The 18,105-nt window shown below is 63.9% G+C and carries 16 protein-coding genes; 4 read left to right on the plus strand and 12 right to left on the minus strand.

Features of this window, described 5'->3' with window-relative positions:
- The coding region (locus G3N58_RS07325; RefSeq protein WP_205998857.1) for an OmpA family protein at nt 1-767 on the plus strand (767 nt) is incomplete at its 5' end.
- Between the two features lie 131 nt (nt 768-898).
- On the opposite strand, the gene tssA is transcribed toward G3N58_RS07325, so the two are convergent.
- The 9 genes from tssA to G3N58_RS07370 all read right to left on the minus strand — a co-directional run bounded on the left by tssA (nt 899) and on the right by G3N58_RS07370 (nt 11,729).
- A complete protein-coding gene (gene tssA / locus G3N58_RS07330; protein ID WP_205998858.1) occupies nt 899-2,035 on the minus strand; it encodes a type VI secretion system protein TssA in 1,137 nt (378 codons plus the stop codon).
- A 1-nt stretch (nt 2,036) separates the two neighbouring features.
- Entirely contained in the window at nt 2,037-4,706 is a 2,670-nt protein-coding gene (tssH, locus tag G3N58_RS07335; protein ID WP_167039313.1) for a type VI secretion system ATPase TssH, read from the minus strand.
- Nucleotides 4,707-4,737: 31 nt separating this feature from the next.
- Nucleotides 4,738-5,823 (minus strand): type VI secretion system baseplate subunit TssG, encoded by a 1,086-nt coding sequence (gene tssG, locus G3N58_RS07340; RefSeq protein WP_167283601.1) that lies wholly within the window; start codon nt 5,821-5,823, stop codon nt 4,738-4,740.
- On the minus strand, nt 5,787-7,625 hold the full coding sequence (tssF, locus tag G3N58_RS07345) for a type VI secretion system baseplate subunit TssF (RefSeq protein ID WP_205998859.1): 1,839 nt from the start codon (nt 7,623-7,625) through the stop codon (nt 5,787-5,789). The genes tssG and tssF overlap by 37 nt, the downstream gene beginning before the upstream one ends.
- Nucleotides 7,626-7,709: 84 nt before the next feature.
- A complete protein-coding gene (gene tssE, locus G3N58_RS07350) occupies nt 7,710-8,189 on the minus strand; it encodes a type VI secretion system baseplate subunit TssE (protein WP_167039307.1) in 480 nt (159 codons plus the stop codon).
- A gap of 106 nt (nt 8,190-8,295) precedes the next feature.
- Nucleotides 8,296-8,799 carry a type VI secretion system tube protein Hcp gene (locus tag G3N58_RS07355; protein WP_167039305.1) on the minus strand — a complete coding sequence of 168 codons (504 nt, stop codon included), beginning with the start codon at nt 8,797-8,799 and terminating at the stop codon, nt 8,296-8,298.
- Nucleotides 8,800-8,929: 130 nt separating this feature from the next.
- The gene (gene tssC / locus G3N58_RS07360; protein WP_167039303.1) at nt 8,930-10,423 is read right to left on the minus strand and encodes a type VI secretion system contractile sheath large subunit; all 1,494 of its coding nucleotides are present in this window, start codon (nt 10,421-10,423) and stop codon (nt 8,930-8,932) included.
- Nucleotides 10,424-10,441: 18 nt separating this feature from the next.
- On the minus strand, nt 10,442-10,987 hold the full coding sequence (gene tssB / locus G3N58_RS07365; protein ID WP_167039301.1) for a type VI secretion system contractile sheath small subunit: 546 nt from the start codon (nt 10,985-10,987) through the stop codon (nt 10,442-10,444).
- A gap of 58 nt (nt 10,988-11,045) precedes the next feature.
- Nucleotides 11,046-11,729, minus strand: coding sequence for a hypothetical protein (locus G3N58_RS07370; protein WP_167039299.1), 684 nt, complete (start codon nt 11,727-11,729; stop codon nt 11,046-11,048).
- Nucleotides 11,730-12,097: 368 nt separating this feature from the next.
- On the opposite strand from G3N58_RS07370, the gene tssJ reads away from it, so the two are divergent.
- From tssJ to G3N58_RS07385, 3 genes are all read left to right on the plus strand, one after another.
- The gene (gene tssJ / locus G3N58_RS07375) at nt 12,098-12,712 is read left to right on the plus strand and encodes a type VI secretion system lipoprotein TssJ (protein ID WP_205998891.1); all 615 of its coding nucleotides are present in this window, start codon (nt 12,098-12,100) and stop codon (nt 12,710-12,712) included.
- Nucleotides 12,713-12,802: 90 nt separating this feature from the next.
- Nucleotides 12,803-14,149 (plus strand): type VI secretion system baseplate subunit TssK, encoded by a 1,347-nt coding sequence (gene tssK, locus G3N58_RS07380; RefSeq protein WP_167283605.1) that lies wholly within the window; start codon nt 12,803-12,805, stop codon nt 14,147-14,149.
- Nucleotides 14,146-14,928 carry a DotU family type IV/VI secretion system protein gene (locus G3N58_RS07385; RefSeq protein ID WP_167039294.1) on the plus strand — a complete coding sequence of 261 codons (783 nt, stop codon included), beginning with the start codon at nt 14,146-14,148 and terminating at the stop codon, nt 14,926-14,928. Before tssK ends, G3N58_RS07385 begins: the two co-directional genes overlap by 4 nt.
- Nucleotides 14,929-15,062: 134 nt before the next feature.
- On the opposite strand, the gene G3N58_RS07390 is transcribed toward G3N58_RS07385, so the two are convergent.
- From G3N58_RS07390 to G3N58_RS07400, 3 genes are all read right to left on the minus strand, one after another.
- Nucleotides 15,063-15,482, minus strand: coding sequence for a hemerythrin domain-containing protein (locus G3N58_RS07390; RefSeq protein WP_240158804.1), 420 nt, complete (start codon nt 15,480-15,482; stop codon nt 15,063-15,065).
- A gap of 174 nt (nt 15,483-15,656) precedes the next feature.
- Entirely contained in the window at nt 15,657-17,036 is a 1,380-nt protein-coding gene (locus G3N58_RS07395) for an MFS transporter (RefSeq protein WP_167039290.1), read from the minus strand.
- A gap of 66 nt (nt 17,037-17,102) precedes the next feature.
- Nucleotides 17,103-18,095, minus strand: a complete 993-nt coding sequence (locus G3N58_RS07400; RefSeq protein WP_167039288.1) for an ABC transporter substrate-binding protein — start codon at nt 18,093-18,095, stop codon at nt 17,103-17,105.
- Nucleotides 18,096-18,105: the final 10 nt, after the last annotated feature.

Raw genomic sequence — 18,105 nt, forward strand, 5'->3', positions numbered from 1 at the left:
TCGCGCCGGCCCCGCTTGCTGCGTCGTTGCCCCGCGCGGGCGCCACCTCGACGCCGGCGCCCGTCAATGCCACGCCGGGCCAGGTCGTGGCGGGCGGCAAGGTGCCCGACGAAGCCACGCACGCGGCCGTGCTCGCGCGTCTGCGCGAGACCTACGGCGCGGCCAACGTGGTCGATCAGATCGAAGTGGGCGACGTCGCCACGCCGCCGAACTGGTCGGCCAACGTGCAGAAGCTGCTCAGCCCGCAACTCAAGCAGATCCACAAAGGACAGCTGAAGATCGACGGCACGCAGATCGACGTGCGCGGCGAGGTCGGCAACGAGGTCATGCGCCAGCAGATCGCGAGCGACATGGCCACCGCGCTCAATCCGACTTACACGATCCGCAACGGACTGCACGTGAGCGCTTCCGAGCAGGGCCTGCTCGACCAGACGCTCGCGAACCGCACGATCGAGTTCGAAACGGGCAGCGCGACGCTCACGCCGCAAGGCCGCGCGATTCTCGACCAGATGGCGGCCGTGCTTGCGAAGCTGAATACGCGCACGGTGGACATCATCGGGCACACGGACAACGCCGGCAATCGCACGTCGAACATTGCGTTGAGCCAGGCGCGCGCCGATGCGGTGAAGGGCTATCTCGTGACGAAGGGCATTTCGCCGCAACAGGTGACGACGACGGGCGTGGGCCCTGACCAGCCGATCGCGTCGAACGATACGAGCGACGGACGCGCGCGCAACCGGCGCATCGAGTTCCGCGTGGGGCTGTGAGCACGGTCCGCGCGGGAGCGGGCGCCTTATCGGCCTGTTGCGCGCGGTTTGCGTGACTTGCGTGGTTTGCTCGGCGTGGGCACGCCGAGCGCAAGCGATACCGAGGCCGCACGTCTCATCGATAAACGCGCCTAGCCCGCATCATCCGTCTTCACGCCCAGCATCTCGCGAATATGCGCGAGCGTGCCGTCGTCCTTCACCACCATCGAAAGCCATTGGTGCAGCGGCATTTCCGCCCACTCGGCGGCTTTGTCCGCGAGATAGGCAGCGGGGCTGTGCGGCTCGGTCTCGCGAAAGAAAACGGCGACCGCGCGCAATTGCGCAACGGCCTCGGCGCGGCTCTGGATGCCCGCGTGCGTGCGGACTGGCATTCGAATCGGGTTCGCCATGGTGTCCTCGACCGGCAAAGGTGTCCTGAAGCTCGGCTCCGCGCGCTCGTTCGCCGCGGATACGCCGGCGGGCGGCACGGCCTGCCCTTGTTCCTGTTCTTGCTGCTGCTCGGCCTCGTGCGGATTCACGCCCACGTCGCGCGCAAACCGCTCCGCGAGTCGATAAACGCTCTCGCAAGCGTCGCGCGCCTGGCGGAAACTGGGCGCGGCATCCCCGGCGCGCGAGTCGAGCGCCTGGTCGAGCCCCGCGAGCACGCCCTCGAAGGCCTTCAGTTGCGCGAGCAGCGTGCGATAGAACGCGGCCGGCGTGGCACGCTTCGAGGCGTCGATCTGCTCCACCGACGGCTTGCCGCGCGCGATGTCGTCCGCGTGATCGGGATCGCGCTTGACCGCCTGCGCGACGTGCATCGCGACATCCCAGTCGAGCGCGCTGAACGCGACGCCCGATTGCGTCAGCGGCACCGAGCGCAGCAACTCCGCCGAGCGGCCCGCCAGCCATGCGACGTTGCCGAGGCGATACTCGGTGTCGTCGCCTTCGGGCAGCGGATGCACCTGCTCCCAATACCGTTCGACGAGTCCGGTCAGCAGCGTGTAGCCCTGCGCGAGTCCCGGCACGCCGTCCTGAATCGCCAGCGCCTCGGTCAGCCACACGGCGAGGCGCAGGTCCTTCGTCTGCGTGCCCAGCAGGGCCGTGCAACGCTCGACGACGAAGGGCCAGTCGGCTTCCTTGATGTCGGTGATCCATTCGCCCTGATCGAGCGAGGCGTCGTCGAAACGGCGCGCATGCTGGATCGCATCGAAGTCCGACGAAAACAGCAGATCGTCGCCGCATGGCGACGCTTCGTTGATGGGCGCGAGCAGCGCGGTCATATCCGTCATGTCATTCCACCGTGTACTCGAACTCGCCAGCCTCGTCCGCGCGCACGCTCACGCGCGCGAGCGACGTGCCCTGCGCGATACGCTCCAGGATCTGCTGCGCGAGTTCCGGCAGGAGCGTGCCGTTCAGAATGTGGTCGACGTTGCGCGCGCCCGAGTCGACCTCGGTGCAACGCGCGAGCACGGCGTCGACGAGCGACTCGTCCCATTCGAACGTGGCGCCGTGGTTCGCTTCGATACGGCGGCGAATGCGCTCCAGCTTCAGCTCGATGATCTCCGCCAGCACGTCGTCGGAAATCGGGTAATACGGCACGACCTTCATGCGGCCGAGGAAGGCCGGCTTGAAGGTCTTGTACAACTGCGGGCGCAACAGCTCGGCAAGCGCCTGCGCATCCGGCAGTTCTTCGGCGGACTTGTTCAGGCACGCCTGCATGACGGCGGTCGAACCCACGTTCGACGTGAGGATGATGAGCGTATTGCGGAAGTCGATCGCGCGGCCTTCGGCGTCGTCCATCGTGCCTTTGTCGAAGACCTGGAAGAACATTTCCAGCACGTCGGGATGGGCCTTTTCCACTTCGTCGAGCAGCACGACCGAATACGGATTGCGGCGCACGGCCTCGGTCAGCACACCGCCCTCGCCATAACCGACGTAGCCGGGCGGCGAGCCTTTCAGACCCGACACGCTATGCGCTTCCTGATACTCGCTCATGTTGATCGTGACGAGCTTGCGCTCGCCGCCGTAGAGAATGTCGGCAAGCGCGAGCGCCGTCTCGGTCTTGCCCACGCCGGACGGCCCCACGAACATGAAGACGCCGCGCGGCTTGTTCGGGTCTTCGAGATTCGCGCCCGCCGTGCGCACACGCTGCGCAATCGCTTCGAGCGCATGGTCCTGCCCGATGACGCGCGCGGCCAGCAGCGAATCGAGCTTCAGAACGGTATCGATCTCGTCTTTCACCATGCGGCCGAGCGGAATGCCGGTCCAGGACGCGACGATTTCGGCCACCACGTGCGCATCGACCTGCAACGGGACCATCGGCGCCTCGGACTGCAAGGCGTGCAGGCGCTCGATCAGCGGCGGCAGCGCCTCGCGCGCCGCATCGGCTGCCTGCATTCGTTCGGATGACGTATTGTCCTCGCGCGCCGCGTCGATCTGGCCGCGCAGTTCCGTGATCCGCGCCACGAGTTCGCGCTCCTCGACATGGCGCACCTCGTTGTCGGCCAGTTCGCGGGCGGCGGCATCGCGCTGCTCACGCAGCGCGGCGAGCCGCTCATCGTGCGCGGCGCCGTGCACGGTCTCCCGTTCGAGCGAGGCGATCTCCGCCTCGATGCGCTCGATGTGCTTCTTACCGTCGTCGATCGCGCCCGGCGTCGCGCCCTGCGCGAGCGCCACCTTGGCGCAGGCGGTATCGAGCACGCTCACGGCCTTGTCGGGCAATTGCCGCGCGCTGATGTAGCGATGCGACAGCCGCACGGCCTCGGTAATCGCCTCGTCGAGAATGCGCACGTGGAAGTGGCGCTCCATGAGATTCACCATGCCGCGCAGCATGGCGGCCGCGAGCGTTTCGTCGGGCTCCTCGATCTTCACCACCTGGAAGCGCCGCGCGAGCGCCGCGTCTTTCTCGAAGTAGCGCTTGTATTCGCTCCATGTCGTCGCGGCAATCGTGCGCAACTCGCCGCGCGCGAGCGCGGGCTTGAGCAGGTTCGCCGCGTCGTTCTGGCCCGCCTGGCCGCCCGCGCCGATGATCGTGTGCGCCTCGTCGATGAACAGCACGATCGGCTGCGGGCTTTTCTTCACTTCGTCGATCACGCTCTTCAGGCGGTTCTCGAACTCGCCCTTCACGCTCGCGCCGGCCTGCAGCAGCCCCATGTCCAGCACGCGCAACGCCACGCCGCGCAGCGGCTCCGGCACGTCGCCCGCGGCGATGCGCAGCGCGAGCCCTTCCACGACCGCCGTCTTGCCGACACCCGGCTCGCCGGTCAGGATCGGATTGTTCTGCCGGCGGCGCATCAGGATGTCGATCGCCTGGCGAATCTCCGCTTCGCGGCCGATCACGGGGTCGACATGGCCGTCGCGCGCGCGCTGGGTCAGGTCGGTCGTATACGTGTCGAGCGCGGGCGTTTTCGACGGCGCGCCGGGTGCATCGTGCGCGACGGGCCCGGCGCCGGCATCGGCCTCGCTCGCGGACTCGCGCGGCGCGGCCTCGACCGATCCTTGCGTGACCTCGTCGAAGCGATGCTTGAGTTCCGCGACGGGCACGTCCGCGAAACGCGCCGACATGCGCTGCGCGAACTGCGCGAGATCAGGTGCGCTCAACAACGCGAGCAGCAGATGGCCGGAACGGATGCGCCCGATCTGCGAGTCGAGCGAGGCGATCAGCCAGGCCTGCTCGAACAGTGCAATCAGATGCGGCGAGAAGACCGGCGTACGTGTATTGCCGGTCTTGAACCGCTGCAATTCGCGTTCGAGATCCGCGCGCAACGCATGCGCGTCGACACGCGCCGTGCGCAGCACGCACGCGAGATCGCTCGCGGGCTCTTCGAGCAGCGCGAGCAGCAGATGCTCCAGATCGACTTCATAGTGCCCGCGCGACAGACACACGCTCGCGGCGCGCTCCGCGGCGAGCCGGCATGTCGTGTTCAGCTTGGCGATCAGGGTTTTAAGGGGCGTGCTCATGATGTGCGGTCCGGCCTCGGGGCTCTTGTGTTCAATGGATGACGTGCAGTTCGTAGCGTGCGTCGCGGCGATCGCGGTCGGCTTCGTGCGTGCAAAGAAAGGCGTCCCAGCCGAGCCGCGCGCCGGCGCCGAGATGGCTAGGCCCCACGTCTTCGCGGCGCAGCACGAGCAGCACCTCGTATTCGAGCGTCACGCGCGCGAGCAGCGTGAGCATGCGTTCGAGCGCGACCGCGTGTTCGGCGCCCGGCAGGAAGGCCTCGTAATCGGCCTTCGACAGCGGCCCGATGACGAGACGCGCGCGCATGTCGCGTTGCCAAACGCGCTGGCCCGCGAGCGCCGTAGCGCCGAGCATCGCGTTGCGCTGGCCGAGCATGGACAGCTGGTCGGGCGGCACGTCGTACCACTTGCCGACGAACTGCTCGACGCGCACGGGCACGCCGAAATAGTCGGAGAGCGTATGACGCAGATACGCGGCGGAAACCGGCTGATGACGCGCGGCCACGGCATGGCCCGCTATCGCCTCGTCGAACAGCGCGCCCGTGCCGTCCTGCAGACTCGCGCGCGGCCCGTCGCTGGCGACGCCCGCCAGCGCGAGCAGGAGCGGCAGGTAGCGCTCGTCGCGGTCGAGTTCGTAATGGAACGGCAGGCGGTATTTCTTCCACGCCGAATAGAACAGCGCCGTGGCGCGATTCGAGAACACGTCGAAGAATTCGCGCGCGGCGCGGTCGCGCCGCAATTGCTCGCGCGCGACGATCTGCTCGGTATAGTGCAGCGGCAGCGCGCCTTGACCGCCGAGCAGTCCGAAGAACGCGGGCGTGAGATCCACGCGTTCGAGTTCGCCGGCATCGAGCGCGTCCGCCCGCTCGCGCGCGTCGGCCAGCGGCGCGCCGGCCGCGTCGTACGACACGGCGTCCGCGATTTCGCTGGGCGGAAACGCGAGCGACAGCGTGTTGCGAAAGCCGATGCGCTGAGGGAGCACGTCGCGCTGCCGTGCGTCGCTGTTCTCGACGAACCAGCGTTCGAGCAGGCGCACCGCCTGGAAAAACGCAAAGCGGTGCGGCTCGTCGAGCAGGCGCCCGATTACGCCAGAATCGATTCGCCGCTGCGGGGACTGCATCGCATGATCTCCTCGCCGGTGCGTCGCGACACGACGACCAGTTGTACGAAGCTGTTGATATGCACGTAAAGCCCGAAGAATACGTCGATCACGCGCACGAACGTTCCGAGGCTCGTGCCGACGAAGTGGTCTTCGTCGACGGTGAGCCGTATCTCAAGGCCGCGCACGAAGGTCGCGAACGGCTTGCCGGGCAGCCATTGCACCGCCGCGCGCTGCTCGACGTCGACGATGCCGTCGATATGCCGCGCCGACACCGCCGTGCGGCGCAGGTCGTAGAGCGCGAGCATTTCCTTGAGCGTGGTGGCGCCCTGGCTCGCGAGCGAGACGTGGTTCAGCGCGAGATGCGAAATGAGCCGCCAGTGCGCAGCCTGGCGGCGCTCGAAACGCACGCACGGCGTCGGACGCATCAGCAGCGAGATGCTGCTCGTGATCGTGCCGCCTTCCAGAAACAGGTCGCCCCCTTCGATCCCGGTCGCGAGGCTCGTGGGCAGATCTCGGTTGGTACAGGTCAGTTCGAGGCTCAATGTTTCGTTCTGCTGCTCGGCCATGTCGAAGTCGATATCGACAATCGAAATTTCGGTTTCGTAGCCCGGGCTCTTTTGCGCGACCCACTCGTCGCGCCGCGCAAACCAGTAGTGGCCGGCGCGCATCGTCTCGCCATGACGCAGCGAATAAAACGGCCGGAACTCGATGACCGATTCCTCGTGCGCGCGCTGCCGCACCAGCTGCACGGAGTCGATCGAATAGACTTCGTAGGCGAATGCGCGCCGCCCCTCTGCCACGACCGGATACGATGCCGCCTGATGATCGAGGCGGATCGGCTCGCCGTGCTGCTTGAAGAGGTTCACCACGGGCGTGCAGAAGAGCCGCAGATGATGCGCCGCGAGCGTGTCCAGCAGCCGCGCGACGTGCGAGTCGCCGCGCACTTCCTTGAGCACGATGTGAAGCGTGAGCCGCTGACAGCGGCCCGCCGCCGCGGTCATCGCGGCGAGGTCGAAGTCGACGAAATCGAACTTGTCGGGAAACGCGAAATACTCGATGAGGAGCCGATAGGCCGGATGCGATTTCGCCGGATAGTCGATCAGCGCGTCGGCCTCGTCGAAACCGACTTGCGCGAACGGCAGCGCGGAAAGCTCGCGCCAGCGGCCGTTGCGTTCGGGTTCCGCGTAGGCGGCGATCGCATGCACGAACAGGCAGTCGCCGAGCGCCGCGATGAACGACTGCTCGCCATGCAGGTAAGTGCGCAGCGCACCGCTCTTCCACGCGGAAAGATCGAATTGCGGCGAAGTGGATTCGAACGTGATCGACAACACGCCCGTCGCGTTCGGCGGCAGAACGGTCGCGCTCGGCGCAGTTGCCGCCGGCACGTAACGCGCCTCGGAAATGCGGATCGGCGCGAGCGTCACGTCGTAGGCGGTGCGAAAGCGGCATTGCACGCCGCGGATCGGCCGCGACTTGAGTTCCGTGCCGCGCTCGATCACCGCCGGCTCGGTGAGGTTGCCGAACGAGCCCGCGACGCCGAGCTGTGCGATCGAGCACGCCGGAAACGGACGCAGATAATGCGGGTACAGAACTTCGAGCAGCGCCTCGGTGAACTCGGGATAATCGTCGTCGAGACGCTTGTTGATGCGAGCGCCGAGCAGCGCGAACGATTCGATCATCCGTTCGACGTGCGGGTCCTCGCAGTGCTCCCCCGTCATCGCAAGGCGGGCCGCGATCTTCGGATAGCGCTGTGCGAATTCGCGCGAATAACGCCGCAGGAACGACAGTTCGCGTTCGTAATACGGCAACAGCTCTTCCATCTATGACTCTCCCGCCCCCGAAACTTCCCCGAAACTTCCTTTACGTCCTGTTATCTCGCGCGATGCGGCCCATGGCCGCCGGCGTCAGGACTTCGCGCGTGCGCGCGTGACCGAATACTGCAGCGTCGAAGGCTGCAGCAGCGCGTCGAAATTCACCGGCTCCTGCGCCGGATGCACCACCAGCATCGCCTGAATCCCGAAGTACAGCGCGTTGGTCGAGCGCTCATTCAGTTCGAGCGTCACCGACACGCGTTGCAGGCGCGGTTCGTGCCGCTCGATCGCCTGCTGGATCGACTTGCAGATGAAGGCCCGATCGTAATGGCTCGCGAGGCTCAGCCCCGCGAAGTCGTTCAGCCCGTAAGTCAGGATCGAACGGCGGCACTCGGGCAACATCGCGAGGTCGGACTCCGTGAACACGATGCGCGAGTTCAGGATCGACTCCAGATCGCGCGCAACGGTCCCCTTGAGTTCTTCGATCGACAACTGCCGCACCGCCGCCGGTGCCGGCGAGTGCGGATCATCGTCGAAGAGCTTGTCGAGCAAACCTGGCTCGAAACGCTTCATCGGTTCAAGTGATATCAGTCAGCAATAGGGCGCAGGCACAAACGCAGGCAGGCGGCCCGCGCCAATGCGCACCGCCCTCGCCTGCCTTGTGTTACGCCGGCTTGCGTCAGACCGCGTAGGTCTTGTCGTTCTTCGTGAGGCTCCATGCGCCCTGCGCATTGCCGCCCTGGTTGCCGCCGATCTTCTGCTGCGTGTACTTCCACTGCACGGCCGCATACTTGAGCGAGAACTGCTCCGTGGGCAGCCCTTCGCCGATGACTTCCGGCGTGATGCTGGAGATGATCACGTACTTGAGCTTGATTTCGAGGTACTTGATGCGGTTGCCCTCGCCGTCCGAGCGCATGAAGTCGATCGTCACTTCGTCGAAGGTCGTGCCGCCCGACGCGTGCTGATAAATCAGCGGGCTGACCACGTCGATGTCCTTCGTGAAGCGCATGTCGGAGTGCTCGCAACGCTCGGCGGTGTGGCCGCCCGCCGTCGAGGCCGTTGCCGAACGCGGTTGCAGGATCGAGTGACTCCACGAATCGATCTCGATCCAGCCTGCGTGGTCCTTATCCTGCGACTCGCCCTTGATCGCGGGATTTCCGAATTTTAGATAGATATCCTTCATAATTCCTCGACTCCCCAGAAAGGTGGTTTGCGGTAGTTTTTACGTGCCCCGGGCTTGATGCCCCGGGTCACGTGTCGGAGTGAGCCGCCGGACGACGGTCCACTCATCCCGGTTCAGCCCGTTCGCGCCATTACGAATTGGCCGGTTTCGGTAGATCCGCCACGAGCCGCAGCGAAATCGACAGCTCGTCGAGCTGGAAATGCGGCCGCAGGAAAGCGACCGACCGGTACGAGCCCGGCTTGCCCGGAATCTCGCTGACCTGAATCGATGCCTCGCGCAACGGAAACTGCGCCTTCTGCTCCTGCGAGGCGTTGTCGTCGAGCAGGACATACTGCGAAATCCAGCGATTCAGGAATACTTCGACGTTTTGCGCGGACGCGAAGCTGCCGATCTTGTCGCGCATCATCGCCTTCAGATAGTGCGCAACGCGCGACACCGAGAAGATGTACTGCAACTGCGCGGACAGCACGGCATTCGCGTTCGCGTTGTCGGTACTGTATTTCTTCGGCTTCTGCACCGATTGCGCGGCAAAGAACGCCGCGTAGTCCGAGTTCTTGCAATGGACGAGCGGAATGAAGCCGAGGTCGCTCAGTTCCTTTTCGCGCCGGTCGGTGATGGCGATTTCGGTCGGGCATTTCAGCGCGATTTCGCCGTCGTCGGTCTTGAACGTATGCGTCGGCAGGTCTTCGACGAGACCGCCGCCTTCCACGCCGCGAATCGCCGCGCACCAGCCGAAGTCGTCGAACGCCGCCGTCAGGCGTGCCGCGAAGGCCCATGCCGCGTTACACCAGAGGTATTTGGCGTGATCGGTGCCGTCGACGTCTTCGACGAAATTGAAGCCTTCCGCCGTCGCGCCGTCTTTCGGATTGAACGGCAGGCGGCCGAGAAAGCGCGGCAACGTGAGGCCCACGTAGCGCGAATCCTCCGCGTCGCGGAACGACTTCCACTTCGTGTATTCGACGGTGTCGAACACCTTGCCGAGATCGCGCGGCTTGCCAAGGTCGGCGAACGATTCGAGCCCGAGCAGTTCCGGCGAGGCCGACGCGATGAACGGCGCGTGCGCCGCCGCCGCGACGTGCGACATCTGCTCGATGAAATACATGTCTTCCGGCTGGCGCGTCACCTCGTAATCGCCGATCAGGGCACCGAACGGCGCACCGCCGAAGGTGCCGAACTCTTCCTCGTAGATCTTCTTGAAGAGCGCGCTCTGGTCGAATTCGACCGCGGTCTTGAAGTCGCGCACGACGTCGCGCTTCGGCGCATGCAACGCCTTGATCTTAATGGTCGAGCCGGTATTGCTTTCCTTGCACAGATACTCGAGACCGCGCCACGTGCTTTCGAGGCGCTGGAATTCCTGCGCGTGCATCACGGCGCTCAACTGGGTCGAGATCAGGCGGTCGAGTTCGGCCACGCGGGCGTCGATGGTCGCCGAGAGATTGTTCGAGACGACCACGGTGCCGTCCAGCACCTGATGCACGAGTTCGCCGATCAGGTCTTTCGCGCGCGCATGCTCGGACTCGGATTTCGCAACCTTGCTCTTCTCGACGATCTCGTCGAGCAGCGAAGACGTGGCCTGGTTTTCTTCCACGGCGGCGGTGCGAACCGCGCCAGTTTGCTGATTCATGTCGATCTCCCCCGGCGCTTATTGATCGCCGCCGTCGCTGGGTTCTTTGCCCGCATCGCCTGCCGCCTCGTTCGCGCCACCCGCGAGCGCCTGCAACTGCTGCGTGTTGGCGAGCACTTCGCTCAGCAGGTCTTCGAGCTTGTCGTTGCCGGCGAGCTTGTTGCGCAGGTCCGCGAGCTTCGAGCGCGCCTCGAGCAGGCGGCGCAGCGGCTCGATCTGCTCGACGACTTCGTCGGGATTGAAATCGGCCATCGAGCGAAAGCGCAGGTCCACGGCGAACTTGCCGCCCGCTTCGCTGAGCCGGTTCTCGACCTGGAACGCGGCGCGCGGCTCGATGCCTTTCATCACGTCGTCGAAATTATCGCGGTCGATATTGACGAACTTGCGGTCACGCAAACGCGGCTGCTCGACTTCCGACTGCCCCGCGAGATCGCCCATCACGCCGACCACGAACGGCAACTCCTTCACCTCGATCGCATCGCCGAGTTCGACCTCGTAGGTCAGTTGAACGCGCGGCGGCCGCACTTTCTGCAAGCGCTTCTGGATACTTTCTTTCTTTGCCATCGAGGGCTCCCCTGTTCGAGTCGTTCAAGCCTGTTGTCGACCATTCACCGCGAGGCCGTCAGCGCAGCGCGCTGAACGGATCGGCCGCGCCGCTCTTCGCGGCCTTGGCCGCGGGTGCTGCCGGAACGGCTGGGACGGCCGGAGCCGGACCGGCGGGTGCGGACGGCGCGGCCGCCGCTTCGGTCGCCTCGGCGGGCTTCGCCACCGGCTTCTGCACGTGCCGCACGATGCGGCGCTTCCTCGGCGCGGGCTTCTCGGCCGCCTGCTCGGGCGGGAACAGCGAGTCCTCGCCGAGCGTGTCGCGCAACTGCTTCGCGAGCGCCTGCGCATCGGATTTCGCGTCGCCTTGCAGCGAGGCGTCCTGGCGCAGTTCGCCGAGCGATTGGGTGGCGACGCGCAGGCCGGCCACCGCCAGCACGCTCTTCGCGTCGCGGTCGCTCTGGTCGCGCTGCAGCGCTTCCTGCGCGGCGACGATGGCTTGTCCGTAGTGCTGCTGCTGGAACTGGATCTGCGCGATGCGCGACCACGGTTCCTCACGTGTGGGATCGGCTGCGGCGAGCTTCTGGTACTGCGCGATCGCGTGGTCCTGGTCGCCGCCCTTCGCCGCGGCGTCGGCATCGGCCAACGCCTTGTTGAATGCGTCCGGTGAAGCCGCAAGGTTGTTGTCCTGCGTCGCGCAGCCCGCGATCACCCCGCATGCCAACACCACCCCGAAGAGCCCTGTAATGACCCGGTTTATCATTGTGGTTTCACCAACGTGTAGTTTTTAATTCGATGGAAGGGAAATCAGAGCTTTGCTTTAGCTCCAGTGCGCGGGTATAGTACAGGCCAATTTTTGATAATTCAACTTCTGAATGATCGGTGCACACTCTAATTAGTTTCTTTGAAGCCGGGAGTGTGCAGCGGCAAGAAATTGGCACTGGAAATAATTTCTTTTTCAATCAAATGTATTGATGAGCGAGTCGGCAAAGATTGCCGCATGACATAACCGCGTAATTATTGGCGCAACACGGGGTTAAAGGGTTAAACGCTTGGTTATGCGGTCGGCATAATCCAGGTCGCAGTTCACCACTCAAGGGGTCCCGGGCATTCGCGCCCGGCGCAATAAAAATGAATGCGCGCGTTATTCGTTTCGCATCGATTCTTCTCGCCAGCATTCAGCTGGCAGGCTGCGCGGCGGCCGTGCCGGCACTCGGCAGCGCAGCGTCGGCAGCCTTGCAGCTCGCGGGCATCGGCAAGCCCGATGTGCCGGACAGCCAGAAACCGCCGCGCAATCTCGGCATCACCCTGCTGGCGGCCCCCAATCTCAACGCGGCGACCGACAACAAGCCGCTCGCGCTGGTGGTGCGGCTCTACGTGCTGAAGGACCCTACGTCATTCCAACAATCGCCTTTCGATACGTTTACCGACCCGGCGAAGGAAAAGAGCGCGCTGGGTAGCGACCTGCTCGGCGTGCGCGAGGTGACGCTGATCCCGGGGCAGCGATATAACGCCACCGAAAAGGTTTCGCGGGAAGCACAGGCATTCGGGGTTGTCGCGCTATTCCGCGACCCGGCCATGCAGCGCTGGAAATTCGCCTTCGATCCTGCCAAATCCGAGAAATCCGGCATAATGGTCGGCCTGCATAACTGCGCGATGACCGTCACGAACGGCACAGTGATCCCGCCTCAGCAAGGATTACCGTCGCAGCCGCTGAATCTGCTTTCGTCGGTGACTTGCGGGTGAATAACGGGCAAACGGAATATTTAACAATTTCAGTCTCTCAATCGCTGCCGCGAGCGGAATAGGCTGAATCACGCATATAGCCGATTTAACATGAGTTATTCCTCGAAAGTGCTTTGGGGAGAAGGCCTTTTCCTGAGGCCTCAGCACTTCCAGCGGCAGGACGCTTATCACGAAGCGCGCCTGTTCGAATCGATTCAGGCCGTCGCACCGTATAACTGGGGCGTGCGTACGGCACGAATCGATCACGACGCGTTGGGCAGCAACATGCTGCGCCTGAGCGAACTCTCGCTCGTGTTTCCGGACGGCACGCTCTACAGCGCACCGCAGGCCGACGACCTGCCGCCGCCCGTCGCGCTCGACACGCTGCCCGAAGGCATGAACGAATTCACGTTCTACCTGGCGCTGCACCAGTTGCGCGAAACCGGCGCGAACTACGCACCGGACCGCGATGCCGGCTTCGTCGCGCGCTATGTGAGCGAGCAGGCGAGCGTGGCCGATCACTACACCGACGCGGCGCAAGCCGACGTGACGTTCCTGAAGACGAACGTCAAGCTGATCGCGCACAGCGAGCCGCGCGACCAGCTGCTCTCGGTGCCCATCGTGCGCGTGCGGCGCACCGCGACCTCGGGCTTCGAAGTCGACGAGAGCTTCGTGCCGCCGAGTCTCGCCATCGAGGCTTCCCCGCTGCTGCACCAGCGGCTGCGCCGCCTCATCGACGCGCTGCAGGCCAAGGTCAATGCGCTCTATGGCTTTCATCGCGAGCCGACCAAGAACATCATCGAGTTCCGTTCGGGCGACATCGCTTCGTTCTGGCTGCTGCATACGGCAAGCGGCGCGTTCGCCACGCTCGCGCATCTGTATCAGCATGCGACGCTGCATCCCGAGCGGCTCTTTCACGAACTGCTGCGCCTCGCCGGCCAGCTCATGACGTTCTCCAAGGGCTACGCGCTCGCCGACCTGCCCGCGTATCGCCACGACGATCCCGGCCCCGGCTTCGCGCGCCTCGATACGATTCTGCGCGATCTGCTCGAAACGGTTATCTCGACGCAGTACTTCGCGATCGCGCTCGAAGAAGTGCGCCCCTCGTTCCATATCGGCCGCCTGGACTCGGGCAAGATCGACGACAAGACCACGTTCTATCTCGCCGTGTCGGCCGACATGCCCGCGGTCGATCTCGTCGAGGCCGTACCGGCACGCTTCAAGGTCGGCGCCCCCGACGACGTCGACAAACTCGTGCTCTCGGCCATGCCGGGCGTGCGGCTCGTCTACACCCCACAGGTTCCGCCCGCCATTCCGGTGCGGCCCGGCGCGTGCTATTTCGCGCTGGAAGCACGCAGCGCGCTCTTCGAGCGCATGGTGCAGTCGCAATCGGCCATGGTTTATGCGCCTTCGGGCATTAACGATCTCAAACTCGAACTGATCGCGGTGACGTCATGAGCAACGCCCCTTCTCTTTTCGGCAGCGCGGCGCCGGCCGTGAATCACCCTGCTCCTCACGCCGAGCCGGCTTACCAGGTGCGCTCGCTGCTCGATTTGCTGTACGACGGCTTCTTCATGCTGTTCCTGCTGAAGAACGGCCGTGAACCGGGTGACGCTCCCGAATTCGGCGCGCGCGTGCAGCAGTTTCTCGGCGACTTCGAGCGCGGCGCGAAGAAGCTGAACGTCGCGGCCGAAGACGTGTACGCGGCAAAGTTTGCGTTCTGTGCCGCCCTCGATGAATCGGTGCTTGCGTCGTCGTTCCGCATTCGTACCGAATGGGAACGGCGTCCGTTGCAGCTTGCGCTGTTCGGCGAGCAGCTCGCGGGCGAGAAGTTCTTCCAGTATCTCGAGGAGTGCCGCGCGCAAGGCGCACCGCGGCTACAGTCGCTCGAGGTTTTTCATATGTGCCTGCTGCTCGGCTTCCAGGGCAAGTACATTCTGGAAGGACCGGAAAAGCTGGCCTATCTCACGGCACGACTCGGCGACGAGATCGCTCACATCAAGGGCAAGCGCGCGCCTTTCGCGCCGCATTGGCCGCTGCCCGATCAGGTCGCGCACCGCCTCAAGCGCGAAGTGCCGCTCTGGTCGATCGGCACCGTATTCGCACTGGCGGGCCTGCTTGCCTGGCTCGGCCTCAGCACCTGGCTGCGCGATAACACGGTGCATATGCTCGCCCCGTATACGCAGCTCATCAAGCTCGGGCCGCAGTCGGCCAATCTGACGATCTCGCTGCCTTGAATGCATGCCTGCATGCAGGCATGCGGCCGGGGCGGATCAGCTCTGGTTGCACATGCAACGCATGATTGCGGCGGCGGCGTTTCATATTCCGACGATCGCCGCGCCGCTCCATTTCATTTCTTTGGTCTTGCAGACTAGATAGTCCGCCGCAGCACAACAGGCTTTCCACCCATTGTCTGTTTCGTCATCCACGCTGCCAGCGCGGAATCCAGATAGTCCGCATGGCCGGGAAACCAGCCAAACAGGTGCATACCCAGATCACGCACGACCTCGGCGTTGGCCTGCCCCGCCGCAACGGCCGCCTTGACCTCGCCCACCGATTTCAAAACGGCCGCATGCTCTTCGATATGGCAATCGCGCGGCGGAAAATTCGTCGTGCGCATCCATTCGTCTTCCTGCTCGAAATGACTGACGGCGTGCTTCTCGAAGTCCTCGATCGCGGCGAGCGCCGTGGTATCGGTACAGGTCACGAGCCGTAGCGCGACCGCATAGAATTCCTCGTGCACATCGTCCATCGGTGTGAAGCCCAGCAGCCGTGCATCCGACCAGACCATGCTGGTATCACTCTGCCGCACCGGTACTTCGATGTCTGCCGTTGCGGATGCGTGCGTCAAATCTTTTGTGTTCATCAATTTCTCTCAAAGCAACGCCATCGACACTAGAACAAAAATGAAGGCGATAGAAAACACCCTCACAGACTCGTCAAACGCGCTTCTATAGCCACTCGCCTATATGAGGCGAGTCAGACTGACGCACGCGGCAACCGCCGCGAAACTCGCGCCCGTGATCAACGCAACCACGCCTGCATGATGAGGCTCGATCAGCAATATAAACGCTGTCAGCACGGCACCGAACGTTTGTCCGAGCACGCGCGCCACGCTAATCATGCCGCTGGCATTGCCGGTGCGTCCCGGCGGCGCAAGGGCGAGAAGCGACCGGTTATTCGGCGGCTGGAACAGCCCGAAGCCGATCCCGCACACCGCCATGCGCCAACCGATATCGAACGAAGCGGGATGTGCGGGCAATAGCGCGAGCAGCGACAGGCCTGTTGCAAGAATAGCCAGCCCGACGCCGCCGAGCGCCCCCGCATTGATGCGATTCGACAATGAACCGGCCAGAGGTGCGATACAAAGGACCGCAATCGGCCACGGCGTAATGAGCGCGCCGGTTTCCATCGCACTGCGTCCGAGCGCATCCTGCAGCATGAACGGCAGCGATACGAACGCGAGCATTTGCGCGGTGAACGAACAGACGGATGTCAGGACGGCCAGCAGAAATGCCGGTTTAAGCAGCAGGTCGACCGGCAGGAGCGGCTTGGCTCGATGCCGCTCGCGACGCACCAGCAACCACGCACAGATTGCAGCCGCGGATAGCTGGATGACGATGCTTGCGTTGATACCGTTGCTGTGGCCCATCCGGTCGACGCCGATCACGAGCAGCCCGAACATCGCCGCATTCAGCAGTGCGCTGAAATAATCATAGGATGCTTTCGAGACCTGCGGACGCGGCAGCGCCTTGAATCCGACGAAGAACGTGACAATGCCGAGCGGCACGTTGATCGCAAACAGCCACGGCCATGTAGCAATGGAGAGGATCGCCGCCGCGATGGTCGGCCCGGCGGCGGTCGAAATGGACACGACCGATGCATGAATACTGACGCCGCGCCCGAGCAGCCGCGATGGATAAATCATTTTGATGATGGCGGTGTTGACGCTGCCAATGCCGGCGGCGCCTAGCCCCTGCAAGACACGCGAAATAATCAGCATGTCGAGCGATTGCGACATCGCGCACATCAGCGATGCGAACGTGAAGAGTACGAGCCCGGCTATGTAGATGCGCGCATAGCCGACCCGATCACCCAGTGACGACAGCGGCAACAACGTCATGATGATCGAAAGCTGGTAAGCATTGACGATCCACACCGAATCCGACGGGCTGATATTCAATGTCTTGGTGATGGTGGGCAACGCTATGTTGGCAATCACGCTATCGAGCATACTGAGCGCAGTCGCAAGCGATATTGCCAGTACACCGAATATCAGCTTGCTGCCGCTCAGCCCGTCTTCCTTCGTTGCCAAACCGCCCTGCTCTATTGCGATCTGTTGCATGATGATATTTTGACGCGATCCAAAACAGCAACGCCGGGGATTCCCCCAGCGTTGCCTGATGACCGATTAAATGCTGAAGCTTTCGAGGCTCGCCGGATGGAAGAGATCCTTCGCTTCCAGCAGGCGGCTCGACAGCCCTTCCGCGTGATGCTGCGCGAGGAACCGGTTGAGCGTATGTTCGTTCGCGGCGAAACCATACGGCCAGAAATCCTCGCCCATCAATTCGCGCGCGGCGCGAAGCTGGGTATCGACAAACGGCAGCGTCACCTTCGTCGCAGACGTATCGGTCAGACGGTGCAGCGCGATCGCTTTCGATTTCTCGAAGGCTTTCATCACCGACATCGGCAGCCACGGATGCTGCTCAACGAGCGTGCGCCGGATGCCGAGCGTGTGCATGATCGGGAACAGCTTCGTTTTGCGATACCACGCCGCGGCTTCCGCCTGCGGATCATCGAACAGGTACTTCACGTTCGGAGAACCGCGATCGAAACACGACGGTGCGCGCGGGCCGATCAGCGCATCGATTTCGCCGGCTTCGAGCATGCCGGAAATCGTTTTGCCTTCGGGTGCGTTCACCAGTTCCACATCCTTGGGCAGATTCAGGCTGATCTTTTCGACGCGCGTCGGGTCTTCATAACCGCCGCGTACCCACGTGACGTCCGACGCCTTGATGCCGTACTCCTCTTCGAGGAACAGGCGCACCCACACGTTTGCCGTCAACTGGTATTCCGGCACGCCGATGCGCTTGCCCTTCAGATCTTCCGGCTTGCGAATGCCCGCGTTCGCGTTCACATACACCGACGTATGGCGAAACGCGCGCGACGGAAATACCGGAATGGCAACGTAAGCCGACGTACCCGCGGCCGTCTTGACCGAATAGCTGCTCAACGACAGTTCGCAGATGTCGTAGTCCGCATGACGCAGCGCGCGAAAGAAGATTTCTTCCGGTTCCTGCAACATGAACGTCGGATCGACGCCCTCGATCTGCACTTCACCATCGACCAGGGGGCGCATACGGTCGTAGGGACCGACCGCAACTGAAAGCTGCAACTTGCTCACACCGTCTCCT

The organism is Paraburkholderia sp. Ac-20342 (genome assembly GCF_017104985.1).
In the GTDB taxonomy this organism is placed as follows: Bacteria; Pseudomonadota; Gammaproteobacteria; order Burkholderiales; family Burkholderiaceae; genus Paraburkholderia.

Coding starts and splice junctions, on each gene's coding strand:
- tssA (WP_205998858.1), bottom strand. CDS start 2,035: ATGACGGATATGACCGCGCTGCTCGCGCCCATCAACGAAGCGTCGCCA.
- tssH (WP_167039313.1), bottom strand. CDS start 4,706: ATGAGCACGCCCCTTAAAACCCTGATCGCCAAGCTGAACACGACATGC.
- tssG (WP_167283601.1), bottom strand. CDS start 5,823: ATGCAGTCCCCGCAGCGGCGAATCGATTCTGGCGTAATCGGGCGCCTG.
- tssF (WP_205998859.1), bottom strand. CDS start 7,625: ATGGAAGAGCTGTTGCCGTATTACGAACGCGAACTGTCGTTCCTGCGG.
- tssE (WP_167039307.1), bottom strand. CDS start 8,189: ATGAAGCGTTTCGAGCCAGGTTTGCTCGACAAGCTCTTCGACGATGAT.
- G3N58_RS07355 (WP_167039305.1), bottom strand. CDS start 8,799: ATGAAGGATATCTATCTAAAATTCGGAAATCCCGCGATCAAGGGCGAG.
- tssC (WP_167039303.1), bottom strand. CDS start 10,423: ATGAATCAGCAAACTGGCGCGGTTCGCACCGCCGCCGTGGAAGAAAAC.
- tssB (WP_167039301.1), bottom strand. CDS start 10,987: ATGGCAAAGAAAGAAAGTATCCAGAAGCGCTTGCAGAAAGTGCGGCCG.
- G3N58_RS07370 (WP_167039299.1), bottom strand. CDS start 11,729: ATGATAAACCGGGTCATTACAGGGCTCTTCGGGGTGGTGTTGGCATGC.
- tssJ (WP_205998891.1), top strand. CDS start 12,098: ATGAATGCGCGCGTTATTCGTTTCGCATCGATTCTTCTCGCCAGCATT.
- tssK (WP_167283605.1), top strand. CDS start 12,803: ATGAGTTATTCCTCGAAAGTGCTTTGGGGAGAAGGCCTTTTCCTGAGG.
- G3N58_RS07385 (WP_167039294.1), top strand. CDS start 14,146: ATGAGCAACGCCCCTTCTCTTTTCGGCAGCGCGGCGCCGGCCGTGAAT.
- G3N58_RS07390 (WP_240158804.1), bottom strand. CDS start 15,482: ATGGTCTGGTCGGATGCACGGCTGCTGGGCTTCACACCGATGGACGAT.
- G3N58_RS07395 (WP_167039290.1), bottom strand. CDS start 17,036: ATGCAACAGATCGCAATAGAGCAGGGCGGTTTGGCAACGAAGGAAGAC.